This window comes from Vibrio aquimaris (assembly GCF_009363415.1).
GTDB classification, from domain to species: domain Bacteria; phylum Pseudomonadota; class Gammaproteobacteria; order Enterobacterales; family Vibrionaceae; genus Vibrio; species Vibrio aquimaris.
In genome coordinates, this window is the sequence record NZ_CP045351.1 from 1,021,036 (window position 1) to 1,046,899 (window position 25,864).

Genomic DNA, 25,864 nt, shown 5'->3' on the forward strand with positions numbered 1-25,864 from the left:
ATCACTTAGCTTTACGGTTAACAGTTTAGCTCTAAGGTCATAAAGTTACTGTTAGGGTCGGGTTGATAGTTTGCAAAGGGAGAGCAGTACTTAAAGCCGAATTTTTTGTACAGCTCTCTTGCTGGTTTGAAAAATGACATGGATCCAGTTTCTAGGCTAATACGCTGGTATCCATCATTCTTCATTTGATCGATGATATGTGACAATAATGCGGATGCGACCCCCTGATTACGCGCCTTTTCAGCAGTGCGCATTGATTTTAATTCGACATGTGAGTCAGAGATGGGACTGATCGCGGCACACCCTAGTAACTCATCTTCTTTCCAACTTGTCCATAATATGATGTCTTGCTGCTGCAATTCTTTTTGATCTAATGCATGAACGCTCTCTGGTGGTGATGTGGCATTCATATCTTCCATGTGCTCTTCAAGGAGTTTTATCACTTTGGGGTGATTTAATTTATCTACTTTAATTTGCATTCCTTGCCCTTGTAGACGGTTAAAAAACGTCACTCATTCTGCATCATACTCTTTTTGAAGACAAATACTCTTCTAGTTGTATGTGTGAGTTACATCAAACTACTGATTGCAGTACGATGATTTGTATAACAAAGCCTTAGATCTCATAAATAACAATTAAATAGGTTCATCTTTCAATTGATGCTTGATTCTAATCTCATAAATCAATCTTATAGATCGGTAGCTCAAAAAATCGATATCTCATATTGAAATGACCAATAATAGGACGAGTGAATTAAGATGAAAGAAGTCAAATTTAGAACGATAGATAAATTGTTCATAAAAATGTCTATCAACGACAAAGTATGGATACTGTTCGTTCTTTTTTTAGTTGCCATAGGAAGCATTGCAGGGAAAGGGTTTTATTCGCAATTGCAGCAAATAGAATCTCGGGCGATTGAGATTGCACATCAGCGATTGGATGCCCTCATTCATGCAGTACCTGTCAATTCGATAGAGAACCAAGTCGATATTAGTAAGGTTGAACGTGTTAGTGAGCCTAGATATAAAAATGGCGTCGCAACCGTATCTAAAAAAACCTCTGATGGTTCGATTTACCAACTCACATTTGATAATCAAGCACAGGATCGTCAAGCGCGCTCGCGAGCTATATATGATTTAGTTTGGGCGAGTATTTGGCTGGTACCTTTTGCTCTTTTTTCCTATTGGACCGCGACTTTTATTGGCGGTGCGCTATGGGTTTTGCATACTACAACACAAAAAATAGCGGCTGGAGATCTAACCTCACGTTTGGGTTTCCACCCTGGGCGCGATGAGTTTGGAACTATTGGTTGTGCGTTAGATGATGCTATGGATACGCTAACTGATCTCGTGAACAAGGTTAAGGCCAATACCGATACTTTAAGTGAAACGTCAGCATGTTTTGAGCAAGAAGCCAAGCTCAGTGAGGATCAGATTCATTATCAATATACTTCTTTAGATTCGGTTGCTACGGCGATGGAAGAAATGTCGGCGTCTGCGAAAGAAGTCTCTAGCATAGCCCAGCAAGCAATGCATAGAACGGAAAGTGACATGCAGCACATTGACCAAAGCCAAAAGCGTGTTCAACTTACCATTGATCAGATAGACCAGCTTTTGGGTTATATTGAGCAATCCTCTCAATCGGTAGAAGCTCTGAATAAAAAGACAGCCGAGATTCATGAAGTCATTACTACGATTAATAGGGTGTCTGAGCAGACCAATTTATTGGCGTTAAACGCAGCGATTGAAGCGGCAAGAGCGGGAGAGCAAGGTCGTGGCTTTGCTGTAGTCGCAGATGAGGTCCGTGCACTTGCTGGCAGTACACAATCAGCAACCATTGAAATTCAATCAATGATCGAAAAGCTACAATCTGAAAGCGGTAATATTGCTCATATCACTCAGAAAACGGTTGAACAAGCATGGACAAGCAGTCAAATGACCCAAGAGGTTGGTGATGATATACGCTCGATTTTTAATTCTGCACAATCACTCATGGATATGAACATTCAAATCTCAACGTCTGCTGATCAGCAAAGCACGGTAGTGAATGATATTGCGTCCGAGTTAAGTGATATCCGCTCTACGGCGAATACGATCCGTGAAGTGGCTGAACAATCATCAATTGGTATCAGTAATCTAACTAAGGCGTCAGAGTCCCTGTCAGACACACTTATTCAATATCGCACCTAGTTAATGTTTAGTACAGAGCGACAAGCCTATCTGAGGATAAGCTTGTTGCCGCTAAATTTGAGCTTGGATAGCAGAAGCTTGGAGCCTTCAATGCCTTTTTCATCAAATTCTACGCCATAACTAGCATAGTGAATTGAACTTTGTGAATTACGAACATGACCTGTCATTGATTGGAATTTATGTTTTTTCGCCAATGCTTCGTGAATGCAGACTGTAATTTCATCGCTGGCTTGAAAAGCTTTGCTTAAAGGTGATGTGACAAAACGACAGCCGTGGACAGACAAGTCTCGCATTTGACATTCCATTTTTATTCCCTGACATTTCACACTTGCGGGAAGGTCGAGGTTATATCTTGGCTCCCTACGCAGTTGATTTACCTGCATAATATTTGGAATGTTAAATGCCACGATTGGGATGGGGCTGTGTAAAACATATTCTAGTTGTGTTTTGAATGACACTAAGGCGCCTTCACCACGTGGTGAAATCGCCCTGATTGTTGCCCAAAACCCTGACTGGAAGAAAAACCCTGTATCTTCGAGAGACAAATTTGGCAGTTCGGCTAGGATCAGGTTGTGTGAGTGAGCGCCAATGAATAGTGTTTTACAACTAAACGCGCGGCCAACAGGTGTCGTTATAGTGACGGTTAGCTCGCCGCCATGTTCGAGCATCGCAAGGGCATCAGTACTGTTGATCGATGTAAAGCCTTTCTCCGAAGAAGGATTCGAGAGACGCTCTGAATGATCCTCTTCCTTTAGTTCCATCTAGCCTCCAACAAAATGATGCTCTTATTGATGATATTATAATTATAAATCGACCTAGTCAAAGTTTAGAATGCTCATTTATCGTACAGACATGTGCTGAATTTTACCTAAGGATTGGGAGACCTTAATGTTTTTGTGAGTTTATGCAACTGAGGGTTATGCAATTTAATTTTTCTTGGTGAATTAATTGTAAATAAATTTGTCTATTGATTTGGACGGATTTAAGCTAAGCCTACAGGTGTAAAAGGACTTAATCATGACTCATCACTCTAGCTGGAAAACCCCTCAGAATTTTTTAATTATTATCTCTATTGTTGTGCCGATTGCGTTTTCTAGTTGGATGGCGCTGCTCAACAACTTTGTTATTGAGCGTGCGAATTTTGATGGTTCAGATATTGGATTGCTGCAAAGTGTGCGTGAGATTCCTGGCTTTTTGGCGTTCACTGCTGTCTTTGTTCTGGTGTTCATTCGAGAGCAGAAGTTCATTTTGCTTGCACTTGGCGCCTTGACCCTAGGAACTGCAATTACCGGGTTCTTTCCGTCTCTATTTGGGTTACTTTTCACCACACTTCTCATGTCGACAGGTTTTCATTACCTTGAAACGCTGAAGCAGTCTTTGTCTCTGCAATGGTTGTCAAAAGATGAAGCGCCAGAAATGCTGGGTAAGTTTATTTCAATTGGTGCCCTTGCATCTTTATTTACCTATGGCGCGCTTTGGGTCTGTTTGGAAGTTTTCAGTCTGGATTACCAATGGGTTTATCTTATTTTCGGGGGGATAGGTTTTGCACTTGTGGCGTGGATGGCCTTGGCATTTCCCCAGTTTCAAACCGAAGTTCAGCAAAACAAAAAACTAGTATTGAGAAAACGATATTGGTTGTATTACGCCTTAACCTTTATGAGTGGCGCCCGTAGACAAATATTTACTGTATTTGCGGGATTTTTGATGGTTGAACGATTTGGTTATACGGCTGCAGATATTACCCTACTGTTTTTAATTAATTATTTGTTTAACTTCTTATTTGCTAAAAAGATTGGTCGCTATATTGGAAAAGTAGGTGAGCGCAAGGCCTTGATGTTTGAATACATTGGTCTCATTGGTGTCTTTATGGGTTATGCCCTAGTGCAGAGCGCGCAGTGGGCAGCTGCTTTGTATGTAATCGATCATTTGTTTTTTGCCTTGGCATTGGCTATAAAAACGTACTTGCAAAAAATAGCCGATCCCGCGGACATGGCCTCTACCGCAGGTGTCTCTTTTACTATTAATCATATAGCCGCGGTATTCATTCCCGTATCTTTTGGTTTTATTTGGCTTGTGTCTCCTGCGGCTGTTTTCTACATTGGGGCAATAATGGCAGGCGTATCTCTGATTCTATCTTTGAATATTCCAGCTAAACCAAAAGAGGGGAATGAAGTGCGGATTCTTCGCTGGAACTGAGCGAATATTTGCTAAGCACTTTAGCTAACTAGAGCTTTACTCTATAATCTCGCACGTTTTTAATAAGGGCGTTTGTACCCTTTTACCTTGGATTTATTATGATTTCGAAAAATCAGCTCAAACTTTTGCGTGCTTTAGGCCAGAAAAAACAGCGTAAAGCTCAGGGACTGTTTTTAGTCCAAGGAGAAAAAAACGTACTCGAATTAGCAAACAGTGACTTAAAAACCAAGCATATTTTTGCAACAGCAGATTTTCTGGCCGCTTATCACGATGAGCTTAATCGTTTTGAGTGTTTGCAAGCTACGGAAGATGAACTTACCAAAGTCAGTACTCTCGTGAGCAATAATGCTGCGATTGCAGTTGTTGAGATACCGGATACCAAGGTCCCTAAAGCTGAGGGAGTTATTATTGGATTAGATGGTGTTTGTGATCCAGGAAATTTGGGGACCATAATCCGTGTTGCCGATTGGTATGGTATAAAGCACATCGTTGCGAGTAGAGATTGCGCGGATCCGTACAACCCGAAAACCATTAGCGCTACTATGGGCAGTTTTGGCCGAGTGACAGTGACGCAGCTTGATTTGCCTGAATATCTTGAGCAGTCTGAGCTTCCTATTTATGGAGCATTTCTGCAAGGTGCTAGCGTGCACAAAACAAGCTTTTCAGGCCAGGGTATTTTACTGATGGGGAGTGAATCTCACGGTATTCGTGAAGCCGCAGCGCAGTTTGTGACTGACAAAATTACTATTCCCTTATTTGGTGGGGCTGAATCACTTAATGTGGCTATGGCTACAGGGATTATTTTGGATAATATGCGTCGCCAGCAAGCATATAGTGAAGCTTGAGTACTCAGGATGTATGAGGTAGTGATCGAATGAGTAGAACATTGAATGAATGCATAGTGCCTATGTATCCGACTATACAGGCATTAGATGTTGATACTTTAGAGCCGGGAGAACACAAGTTTTGGTTCGCTGTTGCAACTGATGCAATTGGTCACCCTCAAACTTTGCCTGTGAGAGTTTTTAAAGGTAGTAAACTTGGTAAACGTATCGTCATTACCGCAGGTATTCATGGTGATGAACAAAACGGGATTTTGACCGCTCAGAAATTGGCAAGAGTGCTGGAAAACCAAACGATCACAGGTTGTATTACCATAGTGCCGACCGTGAACCTGTCAGGTATAGCGCGGCACAGTCGAGACTTTCATTCTGCCGCTCCTGATAGTTCATCGGCAAACCTCAATCGTATCTTCCCTGGCAGTCCTGACGGAGATGATGCTAATCGTTACGCCAACAGCCTTTGGCAAAACCTACTTCAGCCCAATGCGGATCTGGCTATCGATCTTCATTCACAAACCAGTGGTTCAGCGTATCCTCTGTACGCCTTTGCAGACTACAGACTGGATGATGCGATTAAGATGGCAAGGCTCGTTTGCCCAGATGTTATCTTAAATGATCCCGGGGATCCGGGCATTTTGGAAACCGTGTATAACCAAGCGGGCATTCCCTCGATCACGATTGAAGTGGGCATTGGTCGATATACGGATATTAATATGATAGAGCGTGCTGCTCATGGCATCTTAAACATTTGTAAGCACTATAAAATTATTGATGGTCAAGTTGATATACAGGCAAAACCATGTGTTGAAGGTAGTTGTATAACAAGTATAAGAGCAGAGCAAGGAGGCTTTGTTATTTGTCATGTTTCTTTGCTTGAGGCTGTCGAAACAGGGCAGGTGTTAGCCACACAATACAACAGTTTTGGTGATGAAATTCATACCTACCGTGCTCCGACTAAAGGCACGGTGATTAGTCATAATGTTGAATCTGTGCGGGCGCCGGGCTCTCTTGTGGTGCGCTTGATTGACTAATTCTATTTTAGGCTATTACCTTATATATTCTTGGCTGATTTCCTCCATAAATTGAATCATGACCTTTAAGCGCGGGGATTGAGTCATTTTACTGGCATAAACTGCTGAGATTGCCACTTTAGGGAAAACATTAATTTCTGGCGCAATTTGTATTAGCTTGCCCTCACGGCACATCTGACGACAATAGATATCAGGTAATAGAGAGACCCCATGTCCAGAAGCGACCATATCTCTTACCATCAGTACATCGTCAAGTTGATTTGCGTGTGGAAACACAACTTTCTGTTTGATGCCATCTAGACCATTCATATACAGCTCAGATTGATTATTTTCTTGATCATGGTAGAAGTTAACATGAGGTATAATTGTGTCTGGTGTTGCTTGCTTGAGCTCTGGGTGAGCGCGCAGATAGTAGGGCGCACAGAACCAGAGTGGAGTGACTACGGCTAGAGTCTTAGCGTAAAAGCCTGAAGGTGCCAAATCTCCGAGTTGAATAACCAGATCAAAGCTATCTTCAAGCAGACTCGCTTTGTTTGACATACTTCGGATAGATAGTCTTATCTCCGGATAACGCTCAGTAAAGGTTGTTAGATTAGGCGACAATATCTCTCGTGAAAAGGCTAAGGTGGTTGCTAAATTTAGAGAGCCTTTTAGGCTTTGTGAGGGCATTTGCTGTTTTACATGTAACAAGCTTTGCACCAACGGTTGTACCTGCTGGTACAATTTCTCACCATCTGAGGTCAGTTTAAGGTGACGACTGTTTCTCTCCATTAATTTCATGTTTAACGAATCTTCCAGGCGAGACATCGCGCGACTGACACTAGATTTCTGTATACCAAGTCTTCTCGCTGCTTTTGACATTCCCCTTGTGTCTGCAACGGTAATAAATATCGGAAGATCATTTAAGTTCCAATCCATTGTTTGCCATTTTCCTTAAATAATATATCCAACCAATAATATACTTTCGGTTTCAATTCAAGCAACGTTGTGTTGCTTATTTTGCTCTGTTTTACATAGGCATAAATCCCTATTCTCTTCTGCAACTACTGTTACTTAGGAAACTACTGATGAGTAATTCTTCAATATCCTACTTGTGTCGAATGTGTTTGCTGCTGGGGAGTAGCTTATTAGTGATGGCCAATGCTGCCATAGCACCATCACTCACTGAGTTAAATCGAGTTTTTGATGATCCATTTGGGGTGTCACTAATTATGACTTTGCCAGCTATTGCGGTGATTGTATGTGCTCCTTTTGTTTCCCGTTTAATCCATCTTTTAGGAGATAAAACGAGCTTACTATTGGGGCTAGCTATATATGGCTTATTGGGTAGCACGGGTTTATGGGTAGACTCTTTGCAAGCCTTATTGATTGGCAGATTTGTTTTCGGCATAAGTATTGTTATGTGTATGACGGTGATTAATCATCTGATTGCTCACTATTTCACTGGGAAAGAACGGCTCCATTTCATCTCCCAACAAGCTATCGCGGTTAACCTTGGGGGAATTGTCTTCGTTATGTTCAGTGGATGGTTGTCGTCTATACACTGGCGTTTGCCTTTCGCGATCTACTTAATTGCTTTGTTTACACTGGCAATATCAATAAAAGGCATCGTATCGACGGATAAATCAGCCGATTCATCGACTCATTCAATTCGTTTTTCTGATATCAAGCCGGTCTTAGCTTTTTACTTGATCGGTTGGCTCGGTATGCTTTGCTACTACTTAATCCTACTTTGTTTGCCTTATTTACTGACTCAATCGCAAGGTTTAACGACTACTGAGGTAGGTATTGCTATGGGAGTGATGAGCATATTGTCTGCAATTGTTGCCTACTACACTAGGTTTGGAGTTCATCTCTACGGCGAGCGAAATATAATGATGCTGTGTTTGGTCTCCTTTGCTTTCGCCTTTCTGTGTTTATCCCAAAATCAGGTCGACTGGCGAGCCTATCCTGCTATCGTTTTTACTGGGATAGGATTTGGTTGTCTACTGCCAGTACTTACGCACCTTGTCATTTGCATAAGTACTGCCAGACACAGAACTCAGATGCTCAGTGGCTTTGTGATGTTTTATTTTTTAGGTCAAGCGATGAGCTCGTTTGTGCTCGATTTTCGCAATATTTTGGGGGGAGAATATTTTTACCACGTCATTGCGGTATTGCTGTGTCTTGCGAGTATTTTATCCCTGAAATTTGTCCCTGATTTACGCGAAACGGCTTCAAAGGTAGTAGTATGAAAATGAGTAGTATTAATGAAGCTTTGGTTCCTGAGGTATTGAAGTATAGGGGGTCGTTGACCCGTACGCTGAAGTCCGTATGTAGTAATTTTAATATTCAGCCCCTCAGTCAAAGTAAGCAGAGCCCACTCTATAGGCGTGAAGTATTGTTGTGTGATGGGGATACTCCACTGGTGTGGGCTAAGTCCTATCTGTTTTCTGCGGATAGGTCGACAGTCAATGCGTTTTTGGACTTAGATGGGCGGTCTCTTGGTGAACAACTACTATTTACTGGCGACTCAGTGAGTCGAGGACCCTATCAATTTGGAGTGTGTAGCCGAGGAATTGAACAGTTCGATTTAGGGTATAAGTTTGAAAAAGGTATAGCACGTCTGTCCAAGTTCTCATGGCATAATCATTCGACTACATTATTGTTATCGGAGATCTTTAACGAGAATGCGCTAGCATTACTTGAATCGAGAGAAGAAGAAATTCATAGAAATTTCACCACCTATAAGTCCTGAATACGAATTTTTTCGTAATACTCATTAAAGACAAAATGGGAGAGTCAAGAGTGAGTGAAAAGATTGGACTATATTGGTTTCATTGTGATTTAAGAGTTCAGGACAATGATCTACTTTTCAAAGCTTCTCGGGAAGTGGATCGGTTGATTTGTTTTTATTGTTTTCCTAGTGTGGACCAGTATCTATGCCAATATTCACAAGAGCGACAATTGGGTGAACAGAGACAAGCGTTCTTGTCTCAGAGTGTCGCATCCTTATCCCAAACACTTGGCAGTTTGGGTCAGAAGCTCATTGTTCAACATGGTGAAGCTTTCGATATACTCTCGGATTTTATCAAACAATATAGGGTTACCCACTTCTACTGTGATTTGTTCTCTGGGTCTAACGAACAGAGTACGGTTGAATCATTATCCCGCCTATACTCTCGACTCATTTGTACTCAGCTACCGGTAAATAACTTATTTAGTGAAGCATTATTACCTTTTCCATTGGAAGAGCTGCCCAATACTTTCACTCAATTCAGAAAGAAAGTTGAGCATCTTCCCATCGGATTGACGCCGAAGCTTTCGGACTTACCACCAATCGTGGCAGGCTACATGGATTCAAACGCATTTGAATCAATACCTTGCGAGCAATTTCCTGGTGGAGAACAAGAAGGACTCACTCACTGCGAATATTATTTTTCAGGTCACTTGGCCAAGCAATATAAGCAGACTCGTAATGGGCTAGATGGTGTTGAATTTTCGACAAAATTCTCCCCATGGTTGGCTTTGGGATGTGTGAGCCCGAAGAGAATTTTTACTTTACTCAAAGAATTTGAGAGTAAGCAGGGTGCCAATGATTCAACCTATTGGATTTTTTTTGAACTACTCTGGAGAGAGTATTTTCGATGGTACGCGAGGAAGTGGCGAGCGCGCTTGTTTCATTTCTCTGGTATAAATCGACAGACGCCGTTAACGAGCTTTTACAGTTATCGGTTTCAGCAATGGAAACAAGGCGAAACACAGTTTCCTATTGTTAACGCCTGTATGAAGCAGATGAAGGCGACCGGATATATGTCCAATCGTGGTAGGCAGTTGGTAGCGAGTTGTTTGATTCACGAACTTGAGCTCGACTGGCGTTATGGCGCGGCGTATTTTGAAACTCAGCTCATTGATTATGATGTCGCTTCAAACTGGGGAAACTGGCAATATCTGGCAGGTGTTGGGGCTGACCCTCGGGGATCTCGCCAGTTTAATTTAGATAAGCAAACCCAGATGTACGACCCAGATGAAACCTTTATCAATAAATGGCAAGGTAAAGCGGTGACGAGACAATTAGATCAAGTAGATATGGTGGACTGGCCGATAGAACCCGCTAAAGGAGACAACTAATATGACGTATCATACCGTTCGTCTCATTCTGGGAGATCAACTTAACGCTCGTCATTCATGGTTTAAAAAAGCAGATAGCTCTGTTTTGTATGTGATTGCTGAGCTTCATACAGAAGCAACCTATGTTAAGCATCATGTCCAAAAAGTTTGTGCATTTTTTTGCGCTATGGAGGCCTTTGCCAATGAACTACGAGAGATGGGACATCAAGTCGAGCACTTAAGGCTTAACCAAACCAGAGACTTTGAGGATATCACTGATCTTATACAATTTGTCGTGCAAAAAGCCAATGCGACAAGATTTGAGTATCAAAGGCCTGATGAGTATCGTCTATTGAGTACTCTGAAGGGACTTACTCTCTTGGAATGTCACATCGAATGTGTCGAGACTGAGCACTTTCTGTTGCCATATGATGAGATTGAAGAGTATTTTCCTACAGGGAAACACATCATGATGGAACACTTCTATCGTAAGATGCGCAAGAAATTTGGCATTTTGATGGATGGGAACAAACCTGTTGGTGGGAAATGGAATTACGACGCCAGTAACAGAAGTAAGCTCAAAACGTCAGATATAGTGACCTTACCTTCGCCTTTACTTTTTAGCACCGATGTTTCTGAGGTATTGAAATCTATAGATGAACACAAAATTCAAACCATAGGGCACATGTCTGGGCCGCTTTTATGGCCGATAAATCGCAATCAAAGCCTGACGCTTTTAGCTCACTTCTGCTCAATATGTTTGCCAAACTTTGGCCGCTTTCAAGATGCAATGACCAAAGAACACAAAGCGAAATGGTCGCTGTATCACAGCCGACTTTCTTTTGCGCTAAACACTAAGATGTTAGACCCATTAGAGGTGATAGATAGTGCACTATCAGCCTATGAAGCGAACTCTGAGGTGGATATTGCTCAGGTAGAGGGGTTTATTCGCCAAATTTTGGGTTGGAGAGAGTACATTCGAGGTGTGTATTGGGCCAATATGCCCGATTATGCTGAGCGTAATTACTTTAAGTTTCGTCGCGATCTACCAGACTATTTTTGGTCAGGTGACACCAAAATGTTATGCGTAAAAGAGGCGATTGGTCAGTCTCTAGAGTTTGCTTATGCCCATCACATCCAACGTTTAATGGTAACTGGAAACTTCTGCCTTCTCACTGAGATAGAACCAGATCAAGTCGATGACTGGTATTTAGGGATCTATGTCGATGCAATCGAGTGGGTTGAAATGCCGAATACACGGGGTATGGCTTTATTTGCCGATGGTGGAATCGTTGGAACAAAACCTTACGCAGCGAGTGGATCTTACATCAATAGAATGAGTGACTACTGTAAAAGCTGCCACTACGATGTGAAAGGCAAGTCAGAGCCTAATGCTTGTCCACTGAATAGTTTGTACTGGCGTTTTATGCATAAACACAGGGAGCTTCTCACCCAAAACCCTCGCGTGGGCATGATTTATCGCTCGTGGGACAATCTTGACGATGATGCTCAAGGAAAAATTTTGCAAAAAGCGGAATACTATCTGCAACATTTGGATGAACTCTAATCATGATTAAGTCAAATAAATGTCAGAAACTCACTTTTGAGAGGGAGCTAAACGGCAAAATTAGAGTATGATAAAGACTCCTATTTAACAAAGTCTTAACCGATATGTACAGTGAATGGATAACCAGCGAAGCATTAATTGCGGCGTTTTTGATTTTTTTGGGCTCATTCGTTCAAACAGCAATAGGCTTTGGTTTGGCTATCGTTGCTGCCCCTTTGCTTTTTTTGATATCACCAGATTACGTGCCAGCACCTATATGTTTAGTTGCCTTATATATTTCGATTCTCAATGCCCTCAAACATAGAGAGAGTGTCGAAATAGGAGGGCTTAAAATGGCGTTAATCGGCCGTGTCCCGGGTTCGGTTGCTGGTGGTTTACTACTTGTGATGGTATCGACTGACATTTTAGCTTTATGGTTGGGCTTATTGGTATTGTTAGCTGTCGGAGTGAGTCTACTGCCATTTCGTATCGAACCTACTTCACCGAGGATGGGCATCGCGGGTTTTTTCTCTGGTTTTTTTGGCACCAGTTCAGGGATTGGTGGTCCCCCAATGGCATTATTACTACAACACCAAGAAGCGAATCAACTGAGAGGAAACCTCTCGGCGTTTTTTGTCTTTAGCTCAATGATGTCTTTAATTGTTCAGGTTCCAGTTGGCTTTTTGACATTCCATCATTTATGGATAACTGTGCCCTTACTTCCTGCAAGCTGGCTTGGATACAAGTTAGCACTGGCAACCACTCAGAGTTTACCCAAGGAAAAAATTCGTCTCGCAGCCCTACTACTTTGCACTATTAGTGGTGTGACAGCGGTATGGCAGGGGTTATCATAATTTTTGTGCTGATGTTCATTCTGTATTCAGAATAAATAATAATAATAGAATCGATGCTAGGTTTTTGATGAGGAGAAAGGTTAGGTGTTAAGAACGATAGGTAATATTCTGTGGTTTATACTGGGCGGAGTCATGATGGGACTAATGTGGTGGTTCTTTGGTCTACTTGCGTTTATCAGTATAGTGGGAATACCTTGGGGGCGAGCCTGCTTTGTTATAGGAAAATTTTCCTTTTTCCCTTTTGGTCACGAGGCTGTTGCTCGTGATGAACTGACCAAGCAAAAAGATATAGGTACTGGAACTTTAGGGCTCATTGGTAATGTTATTTGGTTTATATTTGCAGGAGTGTGGCTAGCCATTGGGCATATCATGTCTGCGGTCGCTTGTTTTATAACCATAATAGGGATTCCATTTGCTCTCCAACACTTGAAATTAGCCTATATCTCTTTAGCCCCGATCGGAAAAACCATTGTACCCAAAGAACAAGCGGCAATGGCAAAATATGGGCGCTAATTAGTCATTGCTCTCAACTAATTTATACTCTACCTCAGCAGCATTTAAACTCTGCTGAGGCTTACCTCTTGATACGAACACGATAATTCTCGCCCTGGCACTTTAGAACTACTTTTTGTTTAGCATGACCTAATTCAAACTTCGAAAAGTCATTTATTCTTTATAGAGACACAGACGATAAAGAGGCATGTTTTATTTAAATTCTTTTATTTTAAAAAAATGGAATAATATCATTCACTCATCCAGTTTTATTTATGCTTTATGTCATAAAATTAAGTTAATATAATTTTTATTATATTATTAAAAGGGAGTTTATCATCGTTAATGAGTCACTATATTATTTGTTTATATCCCAATATAATCTATCTGAATGTCCATATAACTAGTTGATTATTCTGTGTTTGGTGTTTTTTTGCTCTTATGGTGAAGCATTTATTTGTATAAGTTAATATTATATACAAATATCCCTTTGCGTTTTGTGTAATTAAATTGATACAACAAGATATTTGTATTTTTACTGTATGATTTTATAAATTATAAGTTAAATTTATTGTACACGTGTTTGATTTATTAAATTGATGTTAAAATAGGGTAGTATTTTTTTTAATCATTAGTGTTATGGTTCTAGTGGCATTTATCAATGCCATGATAAGGAGAATCATAATGAAATTAGACAACCGTCTATTGGCTGTAGCCGTAGCCAGTGCTCTTTCTATGTCAGCACATGCCGGTGAGTCAGTCTATCTGAGCAAACCCATCAACTTTACTTCTTTTTCTGGGCTGAATTCTCAGCTTGGTGTGGATAATTCCTCTAGCTTCAAAATGGTAAAGCAGGTCAACATAGAGAAGCGTGGTATTCACAAAGTTAAGGTTCAACAAAACATTTGGGGTGTACCTGTTTGGGGGCACTACCTGAATGCAACGCAAAGTTTCCGAGGTGGTGCGCTTAAGTCGGTTCAGGGTAACTATATCAAGATGACAGGCGTTGATCGTAAGTTTGTCAAGCCTTCTTTCAATCGCGCTCGAGCCTTAGAGCTAGCAAGTAAGGACATTAAAACTGGCCTAACAGGTGATAAGTCGTTATCCAACACGCAAGATAAGCTTTATGTTTACCAAGATGGCGACAAAACTCGCTTGATTTATGTGGTTTCTTACTTAGTTGAAGGTCAAGGACACCCATCCCGACCTTTCACTATGCTTGATGCTCATAGTGGTGAAATCATTAAACGTTGGGAAGGTATCGCGCACGCAGAGATTGGTACAGGCCCAGGTGGTAATGAAAAAACGGGTATGTATGAGTATGGCACGGACTACCACTATCTTGATGTTCAAGAAGATGGTACTGACTGCATCATGGAGTCGGAAAACGTTGTTACCGTTGATTTAGATGGGGCAACTGACGGCACAACACCATACAAATATGAGTGTCCACGTAACGAGCACAAATCAATTAACGGCGCACACTCACCGCTAAACGACGCACATTACTTTGGTAATGTTGTGTTCGATATGTACAAAAACTGGTTTGACACTGCGCCTTTGACATTTAAGTTGATGATGCGCGTTCACTACGGAAGCAGTTATGAAAACGCTTTCTGGGATGGTCAAGCGATGACATTTGGAGATGGTGGAAGCCGTTTCTATCCTCTTGTCAGTCTGGATGTATCAGCTCATGAAGTCAGCCATGGATTTACAGAGCAAAACTCGGGTCTAATTTATGCTAATCAGTCAGGTGGCATGAACGAAGCTTTCTCGGATATTGCTGGTGAGGCTGCTGAGTACTTCATGAAAGGAACCAATGACTGGATGGTAGGGCGTGACATTTTCAAAGAGGAAGGTGCACTGCGCTACATGGACGATCCATCTCGTGATGGCGTGTCTATTAATCATGCATCTGAATACTACGATGGGCTGAATGTTCACTACAGCTCTGGGGTATTCAATAAAGCCTTCTACCATATTGCTACGACAGAAGGTTGGGATACCAAAAAAGCCTTTGAATTGTTTGTACTAGCAAACCAGATCTACTGGGCGGAAGACAGCAACTATTGGCAAGGCGCTTGTGGTGTTAAAAACGCAGCTAATGACCTAGGTTACAGTACAGATGATGTCGTTGCAGCATTCGATATCGTTGGTGTTGAACCTTGTGCTGAGCCACCACTACCACCAGAGCCAGAATACCAACGCCTAGAGAATGGCGAATCAGTTAGGGTTGCAGGCGAAACAGGATCTAAGACCTACTTTGATATAGAGGTACCTGAAGGCCAAGACAAATTCACTGTAGAGCTGACTGGTCCAAGTGGTGACCCAGATATCTATATTGGTTTGGATTATGCACCGAATCAGCAACAGAACATCTGTAAGAGTGATTCTGTATCTGATGAAATTTGTGTGATTGAAAATCCTGAAGCTGGGCGTTACACAATCAATGTATTCGGTTACTCAGAATATGCAGATGCAAGTCTAACGGCTTCGTATGGTTCTGATAGTACTAATGTGCCACCAGTAGCGTCGTTTGACTATGTTGTCACAGGTGAAAAAGTCGACTTGACCAGCACAAGTACTGATAGCGACGGCCAAATTGTGTCTTACCAATGGGATCTTGGTGACGGCACCTCGAAGTCTGGTGCTGTTGTTAGCCATACTTATGCAGCAGCAGGTGATTACGTGGTAACACTAACAGTAACTGACGACGCTGGTTTAGCGACTTCGACCAATAAGACGGTCACTATTGAAGGTGGTCAAACCGATGCATTCCCACTAAGACTACAATTTGGCGATAAGCAGCCAAATGGTAAAGCGCGCGTTAAGTTAGCATGGGAATACGCGACGGATGATTACTACGTAGTGAAGCGTGACGGTAAAGTGGTAGGGGCGACTGAGTTCACCTCTTACGTTGATAAGTTCCGCCATAACGGCAGCATCAATGTTGAATACCAAGTCTGTACTTCCGGTGGTATCTGTTCTGAAACTAAGCGCTATCGCTTTATTAAAGTTCAATAACCAACCCTAAACCTTCAGGGCTCCATTTGGAGCCCTAATTTGCAATTCGTCTAAAGAAGTTACAAGGAATTGAGTCTCATCATGAAAAAAACACTATTAGCTATTGCTTTAATAAGCAGCACATCTGCTTTTGCCTCAATCGATAATAGCATATTAAAAGAGGGTGAAGTTTGGATTACTACAGATGCAGATGCAAAGGAGCTGGTCACTCAGCACGGGGCTACTGTATTGAAAAGTTTTGCCCATAAAGGCTTTGCGGCTTATCCAAATGCGGTTGTCGCGAAAGTTAAAGAAAGTCAGCTTGCTGCGGTATCAAGCCACATGCACAAAGATAAACATAGATGCGGTGGTTACATGGTGCATGCTGATAAAGAAAGTGCAATAAAAGCGGCATCTATGCCTCTTTCTATGAGCGATTTCGAAAAACCAGTCATTAGCCATAATGATACTGTGGAGTCTCTGATTGCTCAGGTAGAACCGAATAATTTGGTTGAAACAATTGAAAATCTGATGAGCTTTACCAACCGTTTTTATACTACCTCTACGGGTATAGCGGCGTCAGATTGGTTGCTTGAACGATGGAGTGAGGAAATTAAGGATGTTCCTTTTGCATCGGCACGTCAAATATCTCACAGCGATTACCCTCAAAAATCAGTTGAGGTGACACTATTGGGTGCCAAACATCCTGAGGAAATCGTGGTTGTCGGTGGTCACTTAGATTCGACTGTTGGGTCATGGACAACGGAAGGTACAATTTCTCCGGGAGCCGATGATGATGCTTCGGGAATTGCCACGGTCACTGAAGCGCTTCGCCTTATGATAGCCAGTGGTATTCAGCCTGATCGTACGATCAAGTTTTATGGCTATGCTGCTGAAGAGGTGGGTCTGCGTGGGTCACAAGATATTGCTGAAACCATGAAGGCGGATGGCGCTAATGTGGTATCAGCGCTGCAACTTGATATGACCAACTATAACGGTTCTGCGCATGATATTACCTTTATCACTGATTACACAGATTCAAATCTAACCGCTTTTCTGAAAGAGCTTATCGATACTTACACCAGCGAAATCACTTACGGCTTTGATCGCTGTGGTTATGCGTGTTCAGACCATGCTTCTTGGCACAATGCCGGCTATCCAGCTGCAATGCCTTTTGAAACCATGTTCCATGAATATAACTCCAATATTCATACTGCGGAAGATACGTTAGAAAATTCTGATCCTACCGGCAGCCATGCAATGAAGTTTGCCAAATTGGCCATTGCTTATTTGGTTGAAACAAGCCTTGATGATGTCGAATCTCCGATCAAAGAACTAGAAGATGGTGTGCCTGTTGAAGGCCTCTCTTCAGGGTACTTCGATGAGCAATTCTTTACCTTCAATACTTCTGAAGCTGGAGAAGTGACCATTTCGATTTCTGGCCCACAAGGTGGTGATGCGGACTTATATGTGACCTACGAAGGCCCAGTATCGAAGACTGAGTTTGATTGTCGTCCATTCCAAAATGGTAGCAACGAGCAGTGTGTGTTCAATAAGCCAGCAGGAAGGTTCAATGTTATGGTCCGTGGTTATCGGAATTTTGACGATGTCAGTATTGTGGCAAGCTTCAAGTTAGATAGCTCTATTAATTAACGCCTAGAGTGTAAAATAATGCCGTTCATTGAATATGAACGGCTATTTATGTGTGATGTTGTGATACAGGGGTTACTTACCCAACCAAGCTGATTTCGTTGCGGCTTGAATGAGTTTTTCTCGATTTTCTGGTGTAGCTTCGGGTTCTGATTGACCAAATATAGCGGCTAGCCAGTGGCCATCTGTTGGGTTCGGGAAAAGGATATACTTACTGCCAAAAAGATCTTTATCTTCTTCCATTTTAGCTATGCGCCCTTCCACATCATCTTTGATGTAATACTTACGCCTGAAGTCATTGAGGTTGTCACCAAGAAAGACAACCACGTTATAATCCCTCAATATTTCATTTTGGCGTGTTTCTTTGTTAGATGTGTCTGTCAACACTGTGAGGTGAGCATCGTCTTTTAGCGGGAAGCCCATAGCTAAGATATTTTGCTTGGCTAACTTCCATGTTGGCTCTCCTTGATCACGAGAGGTGACGTAGAAGATGTCTACATTATTGCGAGTTGCGTATTCAAGAAAATCATTAGAACCAGGGCTTGCAACCATACCGTTTGTTGGGATCCATTCATCCCATAATGGATCTTCAAAGAAATCCTTGTTGTTTTGTATCAATTTTCCCCAGTATTCAAGTGGCAGCACTAAAGTATCATCAAGATCTGTCACTATAGCGAGAGGCTTATCTCCCTTTTTATGTTTCGCTAGGGCGTTATCAAGATGCATTTTGGCAAGATTAAAGCCCTGATAATAGAGTGCTCTATACTCTGCTGCGGTCTGTTTCCAAGCAACGGAGTAACCGAGTAAATTGTGGTTGTTATCAGAGGCAGAGCTCGTATGAGGGAGGATAGATGCCAGCGTCGCCAAGCCCCAAGCTACCATTTTTATTTTGCTGTTTTTCAATGTTCGGTCCAATCCGTTAGTCAATCCTTTTAGGATTTTGATGTATAGCGTAAAACCTTCCGATAGTCACTTCAAAAATGCTTTTTAAGCAATAATGCAGGTTATTGATCCAAAATTTACTCAAATTTGTTTCATTAATTAGTTTGATACTTAGTTAATTAAATATGCATTTAACTTCACATTAAAAACAGAAAATAAATTATTTAATAATTTTTAAATAGTAGCGGGTTGATCTATAATTAAATTCATATAAAATTTAATTATACTATTATTTTTCATTTTAATTTCTTAACAAATTAAAAATAATAATTTAAATATTAATTATTTTTATAATTTAATGCCACATTAACGTTTTTACTCTATCATTTAATTACCACTAACATCAATATGTATTTAGGCTTATTTTTGTTTTTGCGATCCATGGTTAAAATGAAAATAATTCCACTTCTCAACTTATATTGATAATTATATTTATATTTGTGTCGAGACTACTTGTTTAATTAAAGTTCGTTCTAGACATCCATGGATGAAAGGGCAATATTATGCTTATAAAACAATTGCTTATGCAGTTGATTTCTAGTTTGATATAACGCTCAATTACAGTCATTTCTGAATATAATAATATATTTTTATATGAAAGCGAATGAGATCTATTAAAAGGTAGGACCTAAATGATAAATTTGTAGAGGTTTTTATGGTATTAAACAAAAAAAGGACACTTATCGCTATTGCTATTGCATCATGTATGGCATGGAATACAGCAACTGCGACGATAAATGAGCCCCAAGGTGTATCAGTTGAAATATTAAGTAGCTTACAGAATAGTAGTAAAGTAGCCTATATTAATGCGAGCTATTGGCTGAATGGAGAAGTTGAACCACCATCGATGACCACCATCAGAGATAATGTTTTAAAGTTAGAACGACGTTATCTAATTGACTTCACTGCAATTGAGGACCCATCTCAAAAAGAAGAAGCAAAAAAGCTTCTCAGTAATAAAACTGGACTATCATTTACTAGCGATTTTTTGGTTATTACACCACACAAAGGAGAGTTACTCTATACTCCGCTAGTCGATGAAAACGATCCCAACAAGTTTGAACTAGAGACCCCTCTAATCTCCGAACTTCGAGACGGCAGTGAAAGTGTTAACTCTGATGCAAGCACTATTCCTCATGTAGCATTCTATTTAAGGGTAAATCGTCCGATTACTGACCAAGAATGTACCTTTGATAAGTCACTCAACTTTGAAAATAAGGGGCAAAGAGTTTTTTGTGATAACGCCAATATTTCTCTTATTTACCGTGTTATTTTGGAGCGTTCTCTACCCTATGGTAAGTCTGGATCTGCAACTCCTGATGCAAAAATTGTTCGTATTAGTTTAGATGACGATACATCAGGCGTTGGTATCCATCTTAATGAAAATCTTGATCATGTGTTTTCCCATATCGATCTCGAAGCCGATAATGCTGCATTTATAGGAGCGGTTGCATCGAGTATCTTTAGCCCGCTTATCGGTGCCAGTTCTGTTGGTGCTCTTAGTGCATCAGGTACCGACTACAATAGTTATGACGGGTATGTAACCGATTGGGCAACGGATGCCATAGCCCAAGATTATGAATTTGCTTTTAGTGCTTCAAATGATAAAGCGGCGATTTTGAGAACCCTCCCAAGAACAAATCTTAATGCCAAATATAGTTCTACAGAGGTATCTGGGTTTGAGCTTGGGGTGAGCGCAGGGGGAGACCTTGGCCCTGATGGTCCTAAAGCATCTTTGGGTGCAAGTGCTAGTTATAGTCAGCAGCTTAGATTCACGTTCGACACACAGGATTACCGTGTTGAAAGAATAGGCACCGATGCTCAGAATATTCGGTTTAAATGGGCGCGTGAGCAATATGATACCGCTGAGTCAATGATGAACCGTTCGACAGACGCTCTCTGGGCCAATGTGTATCCATTGGACATTAGCAAGATAAGTCCGATCAGCTACACAGGTTTTGTTCCGAAAATGGAAGTCATTTATACGGCTGACCCGAGTGTGACGGGTAAAACTGAATTTACTATTGATTCTTCAGTTAACATCCGTCCTATCTATAATGGGACCTATAAACATATTATAACAAACCATTCATATCATGGCTTTGAAAACGATGGCCGTCGCCGAGTTAATAAGAGTGTCTCGTTTGAAGTGGATTGGAATCACCCTGTATTTACTGGTGGCAGGCCTGTTAACCTGCAACTAGGTGGGTTCAACAACCGCTGTATTGGTGTGAGCAAGGATGGAACTATTGTGCCTGAGACATGCGATTCTACCAAAGATACGCAATCTTTCATCTTTGATAAATCAGGGCGATACATGAGTGCAAACGATGTGAGCATGTGCCTAGATGGCGAGTCATTAGACAAGCTTCAAACATGCAACCAAAACCTGAGCCAGCGTTGGAGCTGGAAAGATAACAGCAATCACTTGGTCAATGGTCTTAATAACCAGAATTTAGGCCATGATAAGTCAACGGGTCAGTTAGGCTTGTATTCGCAAGAAACAGACAGTGCTGAAGTCAGCCTGCGCACAATCACGACTTATGCCGATGTCTTTACTGCTGACGCTCAGTAGTTTACTTAGTGTATTGGACGTCGACAGCGTATAAGCTAAGACCATTATATTTTTTATCTTTATCTCAAGGACACACTTACATTAAGTGTGTCTTTTTTATTTTTGTTATCAGCTTGAATTTCGCACTATCATGTGCGCATGATGTCTTATTTGTAAAATAAGAAGGAATTTTGCTGATGAGTTGTCCGCATAACAGCTTTCGAGAGATGGAAAAAGACATTCATACTGATTTTAAAGATGATATGTCTTATGGTGATTACCTTAAATTGGATAAAATTCTTTCCGCTCAAACCCCTTTATCTGCACAACATGATGAAATGTTGTTTATCGTTATTCATCAATCCAGTGAGTTATGGTTAAAGCTTGCTGGCCACGAGTTGTCTGAGGCAATAGAAAACCTTAAACAAAGAGACTTTGGCCACGCATTTAAAGTAATTTCTCGTGTCAAACAAATCTTTAATCAACTTACTCATTCTTGGACCATTCTTTCGACGTTAACACCTGTCGATTACTTAAAATTTCGAGATGCTTTGGGCCATTCTTCAGGTTTTCAATCTTATGGCTATCGAAAGCTTGAATTTTTGCTTGGCAATAAAAATAAAGCATTTCTTAAAGTGCATGAAAACGATGCTAAAGTTTATCACGAGCTTAAAGAAGCATTAGAAGCGCCTAGTTTATATGACGTAACACTATCTCTGCTTGTTGACCAAGGGCTGGAGCTAGATCAAAAGCACTTGTCGAGAGATGTGAGCTTACCTTATGAGAGAAATGCGTCCGTGCTCAACGCGTGGCTGAAGGTTTATCGAGATGCTGACCGATATTTTGAGCTGTATGAGTTAGCAGAAAAACTGGTGGATATAGAGGACAGTTTCCAGCAATGGCGATTTAAACATATGTATACAGTGCAGCGTATCATAGGCCACAAAAAAGGGACTGGTGGTTCATCGGGTGTGGCATTTTTAAAAAAAGCGCTTGATATAAGCTTTTTTCCAGAGCTGTTTGAAGTACGTACACAACTTTAGACGAGGTGAGATTTAATATGGATATGACCAAAGACCTGCAAACGCATTATCAGGGCTTTGATGTGAGTGAGCGCATTTTATTATCTGGGCATTCTCATCAAGCATGGCCTGATGTGGCCAAACAGGGCATGGTAGATTGTTTTAATGATGCAGCCAAGCACATTGATGACAAGTGGGAGCTTGCGTTTGAAAAAGCAGAAAAAGTCAGGAATTTTTATCGACGTGCTATGTGCGACCCTAGTGGACAAATGGCACTTGGAGAATCAACACACGAGCTTATCTTGATGTTTTTATCAGATCTCAATTGCTTCAAAGCTAAGAAAAGCACACAGATAAAAATAGTCACGACGGATGGCGAGTTTCATTCAATGCGCCGTCAGTTAAATAGGCTAAAAACACTGGGCATTAATGTCGAGGTCGTCCCAACTCTACCACTTGAGACCTTATCCAATCGGATTATCGAAAAATTGGATCGATCGACAGACGCAGTCATGTTGTCAGCGGTCTTCTTCGCAACCAGCCAAATATTTAAGCAAGTCGGTGAAGTTGCACAGGCTGCAAAATCACTCAACATTCCATGTGTTGTTGATGCCTATCATACGATTAACGTGCTTGAGTTTGATCTTGCCAAGTGGCAGTTACAAGGTGCTTTTGTTATTGGTGGTGGGTATAAATATTGCCAAGCAGGCGAGGGCAATTGTTTTATGCGTATTCCTCCTAACTACCATGGCTCCCCCATTATTACAGGCTGGTTTGCTGAGTTTGAGACGCTCAGTCAAGCGCCTGATCAAGTGAGCTATGGACAAGGGCAAGCTGCATTTGCTGGCTCAACTTATGATCCTACTAGCCATTATCGTGCAGCAGCGGTATTTGATTTCTTTGATCGGCTGAACCTGTCTGTCGCGCTACTTAGCCAAATAAATCGGCAGCAGGTATCTAGACTTTGGCGAGGCATAGAAAACTTGCATCTTGCGCATGAGGTGTTAGCACTGCCTTGTCATGATATTGCAGATAACGCTGGCTTTTTGTCCTTAACCACACCACAAGCCGAGGAGTGGGTACAAAAGCTTAAAAGCAGAGGCGTACAAGCCGACAGTCGAGGTAATCAATTGAGACTCGGCCCTGCGCCCTATGTATCCAATGAGCAAATCGATAATGCGCTTAATGAGATAGAGCTTGTGGCTAAGCAGTTTTCGTAACAATCAAACAGAGTGGTTTAGGATGTATATAGGTTGTGTATCTTATTCTGTTGCACATGATATGTTGCATAAATGATTTTTAAGGTGATTATTATATCTATTTTCAATATTTTTCAGGAGTAGTATTGTGCTTTTAGATTAAGTAGTTGGGATATTGAGTACTCGTATCGTTACTTGTTAAGGAGTCTTACCTTTATGACACTCATAAATTCAACCACTATTAGAACCAAGTTTAATATGAAAGTGACTAGTGCTCAAATTGATAAATTTGACCGTCTCAGCGATATAAAACGAGCACGCAACCTTTTGCCCAAAGAGGCTAAGGAGTACGAAAATATTTTTGAAGCCATGTCTGCCTATAAAGGGAATAATAAGCAGAAATTGCAGCGCATCGAAACAACATTAACCAAGAAAAAAAATGCAGAAATAGCGGAAAATAAAAGGCAAAAAATTAACTCATTTGTATATAAGTATTGGGGAGGAGAAGTGCAAGTTGTGAATTCAAGCACAGAGTGCATTGCCGGTAAAGCCGCGATATGGGAGAGTAGTAAACAAAAGGATACGTTTGGTGTCCACATACCAAACAAAGGAAAATATCGTGCTTCCAGCCTTCAAGATGTTCGCACTGTATTTGCCAAATATGGTATCGATAGTCGCATTTCCAATGGTGATGGTATTAGGGTGAATGGTACTAACCTTCCGCCAAAAGAAATCAAAAGGTTAGAGACTTTATATAAGGTGAGTGTGTTACCTATACGTATTAAAGGAAAGGAAATTGCGTACCTATTTCGCACCGCAGATCATCAAACTAAACCGAATCAAAAGGTATTGATTTCAGCTCATGGAAGCGCTAGAGGAGAGCAAATAATATTTGAGAAGCCTGATAATCTGGAACTAGACTTTGCTTCTACAACGAACAATATTTTGGTTTCCAACACCTTAGCTTTTGCAAAAAAATTAAATCAGGGAAAGGTTGCATTTGAAGAAGACTCCCAAATCTATAATTCCTCTCATTGTGAGGCTACTGATTATCGTTTAACTGGTGGAATCGCAACTAAGCCAGAAGATGTCGCTAGGTTTATTGATAAGACTATTCATTTTAAAAAAGAGCAAAGCTTTGACTTTGTCTTATTAAATAGAGAAGCAAAAGGTATCCATTTTTCTGATTTGATACAAGCTCTTAAAGATTCAAGTGGCCCTCAGGCGCCAAATCAGCTGGTTTGCCATTTTTGTCGACCAAAAGATGAGAGCGCAGGTAAGTTTGACGTGAAGAAAAACTACAAGAATTAGTAGAAGGATTGGTTTTTAAATTCCTTCCAATTATTATCAAGATGTCAAGCCACTGCTTTTTCTAAAAGTCGTGGTTTTTTAATGATAAAAAATTAATGACTTTCGATAAATTTTTGTTGTTTTGTTGGTTTTTGATGCTATGATGCCTCCATAAATTAATAGGAGACTTTTATGCAACAGATTCAAACGTACAGCCGAAAAATTGGATTCATTCTTAACATTTTGTTGGTGTTATTACCTTTGGCGACGGTTTATTTTTGGCTCACGGTGCAAACTTCGAGTGATGTTTTAAACGAGACTGGCATCATCCAGCTATCTTATGATATTGACGCTTTTATACAGCAGCCTTTAACACTTCAAACTCGCCTCTGGGCCTTGCTGGCTAGCGCTCTGCCTTGTGGGATTTTGTTTTATGCCCTTTTTTTATTAAAGAAATTATTTAGAAGTTACGAAAATGCTGAAATATTTACTCTTCAGACGGTTAAGTATTATCGACAGCTTGGTTTGGTATTTTTTTACTGGGCGATTGGTGGTTTCATATACTCAGGTCTTATTTCAGTGGCGTTAAGCTTTAATAATCCGCCAGGTGAGCGTGTTTTGTCGCTAAGTTTTTCAGGTTTGGATGTGATGGCCATATTCTGCGGTTGTATTGTATTGGTTATCTCACATGTTATGCACCAAGCCCAGCAAATTGCCGATGAGCAAAAACACACAATTTAGGAGTTTGCGGTGGATATTATAATCAATCTGGATGTGATGATGGCCAAACGCAAGATGCGCTTAAAGGAGTTATCTGAGCGAGTGGGTGTCAGTGAGCAAAACCTGTCAATCTTAAAAAATGGTAAGGCTAAAGCCATTCGCTTCAGTACATTAGAAAAAATCTGTCAGGTTTTAGAGTGCCAACCCGGTGATATTTTGGAATATCAGCCAAGTGCTTAATCAAG

22 protein-coding genes and 1 pseudogene are annotated in these 25,864 nt (G+C 41.0%); 19 read left to right on the forward strand and 4 right to left on the reverse strand.

Annotation, left to right across the window (positions count from 1 at the left end; translation table 11 throughout):
- Positions 1 to 17 precede the first annotated feature (17 nt).
- On the reverse strand, positions 18 to 479 hold the full coding sequence (locus FIV01_RS19000) for a GNAT family N-acetyltransferase (RefSeq protein ID WP_152432522.1): 462 nt from the start codon (positions 477 to 479) through the stop codon (positions 18 to 20).
- Between the two features lie 324 nt (positions 480 to 803).
- Here FIV01_RS19000 and FIV01_RS20960 point away from each other — a divergent pair.
- Positions 804 to 1,331, forward strand: a pseudogene (locus FIV01_RS20960) (HAMP domain-containing protein); the annotation flags it as partial.
- Positions 1,332 to 1,484: 153 nt separating this feature from the next.
- The gene (locus FIV01_RS20965) at positions 1,485 to 2,189 is read left to right on the forward strand and encodes a methyl-accepting chemotaxis protein (RefSeq protein ID WP_425510246.1); all 705 of its coding nucleotides are present in this window, start codon (positions 1,485 to 1,487) and stop codon (positions 2,187 to 2,189) included.
- Between the two features lie 26 nt (positions 2,190 to 2,215).
- On the opposite strand, the gene FIV01_RS19010 is transcribed toward FIV01_RS20965, so the two are convergent.
- A complete protein-coding gene (locus FIV01_RS19010; protein WP_152432524.1) occupies positions 2,216 to 2,950 on the reverse strand; it encodes a PilZ domain-containing protein in 735 nt (244 codons plus the stop codon).
- A 256-nt stretch (positions 2,951 to 3,206) separates the two neighbouring features.
- Here FIV01_RS19010 and FIV01_RS19015 point away from each other — a divergent pair, with 256 nt between their 5' ends.
- The 3 genes from FIV01_RS19015 to FIV01_RS19025 all read left to right on the forward strand — a co-directional run bounded on the left by FIV01_RS19015 (position 3,207) and on the right by FIV01_RS19025 (position 6,258).
- Positions 3,207 to 4,385 (forward strand): MFS transporter, encoded by a 1,179-nt coding sequence (locus FIV01_RS19015; RefSeq protein ID WP_152432525.1) that lies wholly within the window; start codon positions 3,207 to 3,209, stop codon positions 4,383 to 4,385.
- A 98-nt stretch (positions 4,386 to 4,483) separates the two neighbouring features.
- Positions 4,484 to 5,230: an RNA methyltransferase gene (locus tag FIV01_RS19020; RefSeq protein ID WP_152432526.1), complete on the forward strand. Its 747-nt coding sequence runs from the start codon at positions 4,484 to 4,486 to the stop codon at positions 5,228 to 5,230.
- A 29-nt stretch (positions 5,231 to 5,259) separates the two neighbouring features.
- Positions 5,260 to 6,258, forward strand: a complete 999-nt coding sequence (locus FIV01_RS19025; RefSeq protein WP_152432527.1) for a succinylglutamate desuccinylase/aspartoacylase family protein — start codon at positions 5,260 to 5,262, stop codon at positions 6,256 to 6,258.
- Positions 6,259 to 6,273: 15 nt separating this feature from the next.
- Here FIV01_RS19025 and FIV01_RS19030 read toward each other — a convergent pair whose 3' ends face one another.
- Positions 6,274 to 7,176: a LysR family transcriptional regulator gene (locus FIV01_RS19030; RefSeq protein WP_152432528.1), complete on the reverse strand. Its 903-nt coding sequence runs from the start codon at positions 7,174 to 7,176 to the stop codon at positions 6,274 to 6,276.
- A gap of 149 nt (positions 7,177 to 7,325) precedes the next feature.
- Here FIV01_RS19030 and FIV01_RS19035 point away from each other — a divergent pair, with 149 nt between their 5' ends.
- The 8 genes from FIV01_RS19035 (at position 7,326) to FIV01_RS19070 (ending at position 17,895) form a co-directional block, all read left to right on the forward strand.
- A complete protein-coding gene (locus FIV01_RS19035; RefSeq protein ID WP_152432529.1) occupies positions 7,326 to 8,492 on the forward strand; it encodes an MFS transporter in 1,167 nt (388 codons plus the stop codon).
- Positions 8,489 to 8,995, forward strand: a complete 507-nt coding sequence (locus FIV01_RS19040; protein ID WP_152432530.1) for a chorismate--pyruvate lyase family protein — start codon at positions 8,489 to 8,491, stop codon at positions 8,993 to 8,995. Before FIV01_RS19035 ends, FIV01_RS19040 begins: the two co-directional genes overlap by 4 nt.
- A gap of 50 nt (positions 8,996 to 9,045) precedes the next feature.
- Complete coding sequence (locus FIV01_RS19045; RefSeq protein ID WP_152432531.1) at positions 9,046 to 10,368, forward strand: DASH family cryptochrome; 1,323 nt, start codon at positions 9,046 to 9,048, stop codon at positions 10,366 to 10,368.
- Between the two features lies 1 nt (position 10,369).
- On the forward strand, positions 10,370 to 11,914 hold the full coding sequence (locus FIV01_RS19050; RefSeq protein ID WP_152432532.1) for a cryptochrome/photolyase family protein: 1,545 nt from the start codon (positions 10,370 to 10,372) through the stop codon (positions 11,912 to 11,914).
- 104 nt (positions 11,915 to 12,018) lie between these two features.
- A complete protein-coding gene (locus FIV01_RS19055; protein ID WP_152432533.1) occupies positions 12,019 to 12,747 on the forward strand; it encodes a sulfite exporter TauE/SafE family protein in 729 nt (242 codons plus the stop codon).
- Between the two features lie 84 nt (positions 12,748 to 12,831).
- Positions 12,832 to 13,260 (forward strand): YccF domain-containing protein, encoded by a 429-nt coding sequence (locus FIV01_RS19060; protein ID WP_152432534.1) that lies wholly within the window; start codon positions 12,832 to 12,834, stop codon positions 13,258 to 13,260.
- Positions 13,261 to 13,923: 663 nt separating this feature from the next.
- The gene (locus FIV01_RS19065) at positions 13,924 to 16,263 is read left to right on the forward strand and encodes a M4 family metallopeptidase (RefSeq protein ID WP_152432535.1); all 2,340 of its coding nucleotides are present in this window, start codon (positions 13,924 to 13,926) and stop codon (positions 16,261 to 16,263) included.
- Positions 16,264 to 16,344: 81 nt separating this feature from the next.
- Positions 16,345 to 17,895, forward strand: coding sequence for a M28 family metallopeptidase (locus FIV01_RS19070; protein WP_152432536.1), 1,551 nt, complete (start codon positions 16,345 to 16,347; stop codon positions 17,893 to 17,895).
- 72 nt (positions 17,896 to 17,967) lie between these two features.
- Here the strand turns inward: FIV01_RS19070 and FIV01_RS19075 are convergent, their stop codons facing one another.
- On the reverse strand, positions 17,968 to 18,795 hold the full coding sequence (locus FIV01_RS19075; protein ID WP_246210486.1) for a 5'-nucleotidase, lipoprotein e(P4) family: 828 nt from the start codon (positions 18,793 to 18,795) through the stop codon (positions 17,968 to 17,970).
- A gap of 694 nt (positions 18,796 to 19,489) precedes the next feature.
- On the opposite strand from FIV01_RS19075, the gene FIV01_RS19080 reads away from it, so the two are divergent.
- From FIV01_RS19080 to FIV01_RS19105, 6 genes are all read left to right on the forward strand, one after another.
- Positions 19,490 to 21,409, forward strand: coding sequence for a leukocidin family pore-forming toxin (locus tag FIV01_RS19080; protein WP_152432537.1), 1,920 nt, complete (start codon positions 19,490 to 19,492; stop codon positions 21,407 to 21,409).
- A gap of 176 nt (positions 21,410 to 21,585) precedes the next feature.
- Complete coding sequence (gene kynA, locus FIV01_RS19085) at positions 21,586 to 22,431, forward strand: tryptophan 2,3-dioxygenase (protein WP_152432538.1); 846 nt, start codon at positions 21,586 to 21,588, stop codon at positions 22,429 to 22,431.
- 17 nt (positions 22,432 to 22,448) lie between these two features.
- Positions 22,449 to 23,630 carry a kynureninase/PvdN C-terminal domain-containing protein gene (locus FIV01_RS19090; protein WP_152432539.1) on the forward strand — a complete coding sequence of 394 codons (1,182 nt, stop codon included), beginning with the start codon at positions 22,449 to 22,451 and terminating at the stop codon, positions 23,628 to 23,630.
- 195 nt (positions 23,631 to 23,825) lie between these two features.
- Complete coding sequence (locus tag FIV01_RS19095; protein ID WP_152432540.1) at positions 23,826 to 24,920, forward strand: putative adhesin; 1,095 nt, start codon at positions 23,826 to 23,828, stop codon at positions 24,918 to 24,920.
- A gap of 171 nt (positions 24,921 to 25,091) precedes the next feature.
- Positions 25,092 to 25,640 (forward strand): DUF2975 domain-containing protein, encoded by a 549-nt coding sequence (locus FIV01_RS19100; RefSeq protein ID WP_152432541.1) that lies wholly within the window; start codon positions 25,092 to 25,094, stop codon positions 25,638 to 25,640.
- A gap of 9 nt (positions 25,641 to 25,649) precedes the next feature.
- A complete protein-coding gene (locus FIV01_RS19105) occupies positions 25,650 to 25,859 on the forward strand; it encodes a helix-turn-helix domain-containing protein (RefSeq protein WP_114784013.1) in 210 nt (69 codons plus the stop codon).
- The last annotated feature ends 5 nt before the right edge of the window (positions 25,860 to 25,864 follow it).

Coding starts and splice junctions, on each gene's coding strand:
- FIV01_RS19000 (WP_152432522.1), bottom strand. CDS start 479: ATGCAAATTAAAGTAGATAAATTAAATCACCCCAAAGTGATAAAACTC.
- FIV01_RS19095 (WP_152432540.1), top strand. CDS start 23,826: ATGACACTCATAAATTCAACCACTATTAGAACCAAGTTTAATATGAAA.
- FIV01_RS19090 (WP_152432539.1), top strand. CDS start 22,449: ATGGATATGACCAAAGACCTGCAAACGCATTATCAGGGCTTTGATGTG.
- FIV01_RS19055 (WP_152432533.1), top strand. CDS start 12,019: ATGTACAGTGAATGGATAACCAGCGAAGCATTAATTGCGGCGTTTTTG.
- kynA (WP_152432538.1), top strand. CDS start 21,586: ATGAGTTGTCCGCATAACAGCTTTCGAGAGATGGAAAAAGACATTCAT.
- FIV01_RS19030 (WP_152432528.1), bottom strand. CDS start 7,176: ATGGATTGGAACTTAAATGATCTTCCGATATTTATTACCGTTGCAGAC.
- FIV01_RS19040 (WP_152432530.1), top strand. CDS start 8,489: ATGAAAATGAGTAGTATTAATGAAGCTTTGGTTCCTGAGGTATTGAAG.
- FIV01_RS19035 (WP_152432529.1), top strand. CDS start 7,326: ATGAGTAATTCTTCAATATCCTACTTGTGTCGAATGTGTTTGCTGCTG.
- FIV01_RS20965 (WP_425510246.1), top strand. CDS start 1,485: ATGTCGGCGTCTGCGAAAGAAGTCTCTAGCATAGCCCAGCAAGCAATG.
- FIV01_RS19050 (WP_152432532.1), top strand. CDS start 10,370: ATGACGTATCATACCGTTCGTCTCATTCTGGGAGATCAACTTAACGCT.
- FIV01_RS19070 (WP_152432536.1), top strand. CDS start 16,345: ATGAAAAAAACACTATTAGCTATTGCTTTAATAAGCAGCACATCTGCT.
- FIV01_RS19020 (WP_152432526.1), top strand. CDS start 4,484: ATGATTTCGAAAAATCAGCTCAAACTTTTGCGTGCTTTAGGCCAGAAA.
- FIV01_RS19080 (WP_152432537.1), top strand. CDS start 19,490: ATGGTATTAAACAAAAAAAGGACACTTATCGCTATTGCTATTGCATCA.
- FIV01_RS19010 (WP_152432524.1), bottom strand. CDS start 2,950: ATGGAACTAAAGGAAGAGGATCATTCAGAGCGTCTCTCGAATCCTTCT.
- FIV01_RS19065 (WP_152432535.1), top strand. CDS start 13,924: ATGAAATTAGACAACCGTCTATTGGCTGTAGCCGTAGCCAGTGCTCTT.
- FIV01_RS19025 (WP_152432527.1), top strand. CDS start 5,260: ATGAGTAGAACATTGAATGAATGCATAGTGCCTATGTATCCGACTATA.
- FIV01_RS19015 (WP_152432525.1), top strand. CDS start 3,207: ATGACTCATCACTCTAGCTGGAAAACCCCTCAGAATTTTTTAATTATT.
- FIV01_RS19100 (WP_152432541.1), top strand. CDS start 25,092: ATGCAACAGATTCAAACGTACAGCCGAAAAATTGGATTCATTCTTAAC.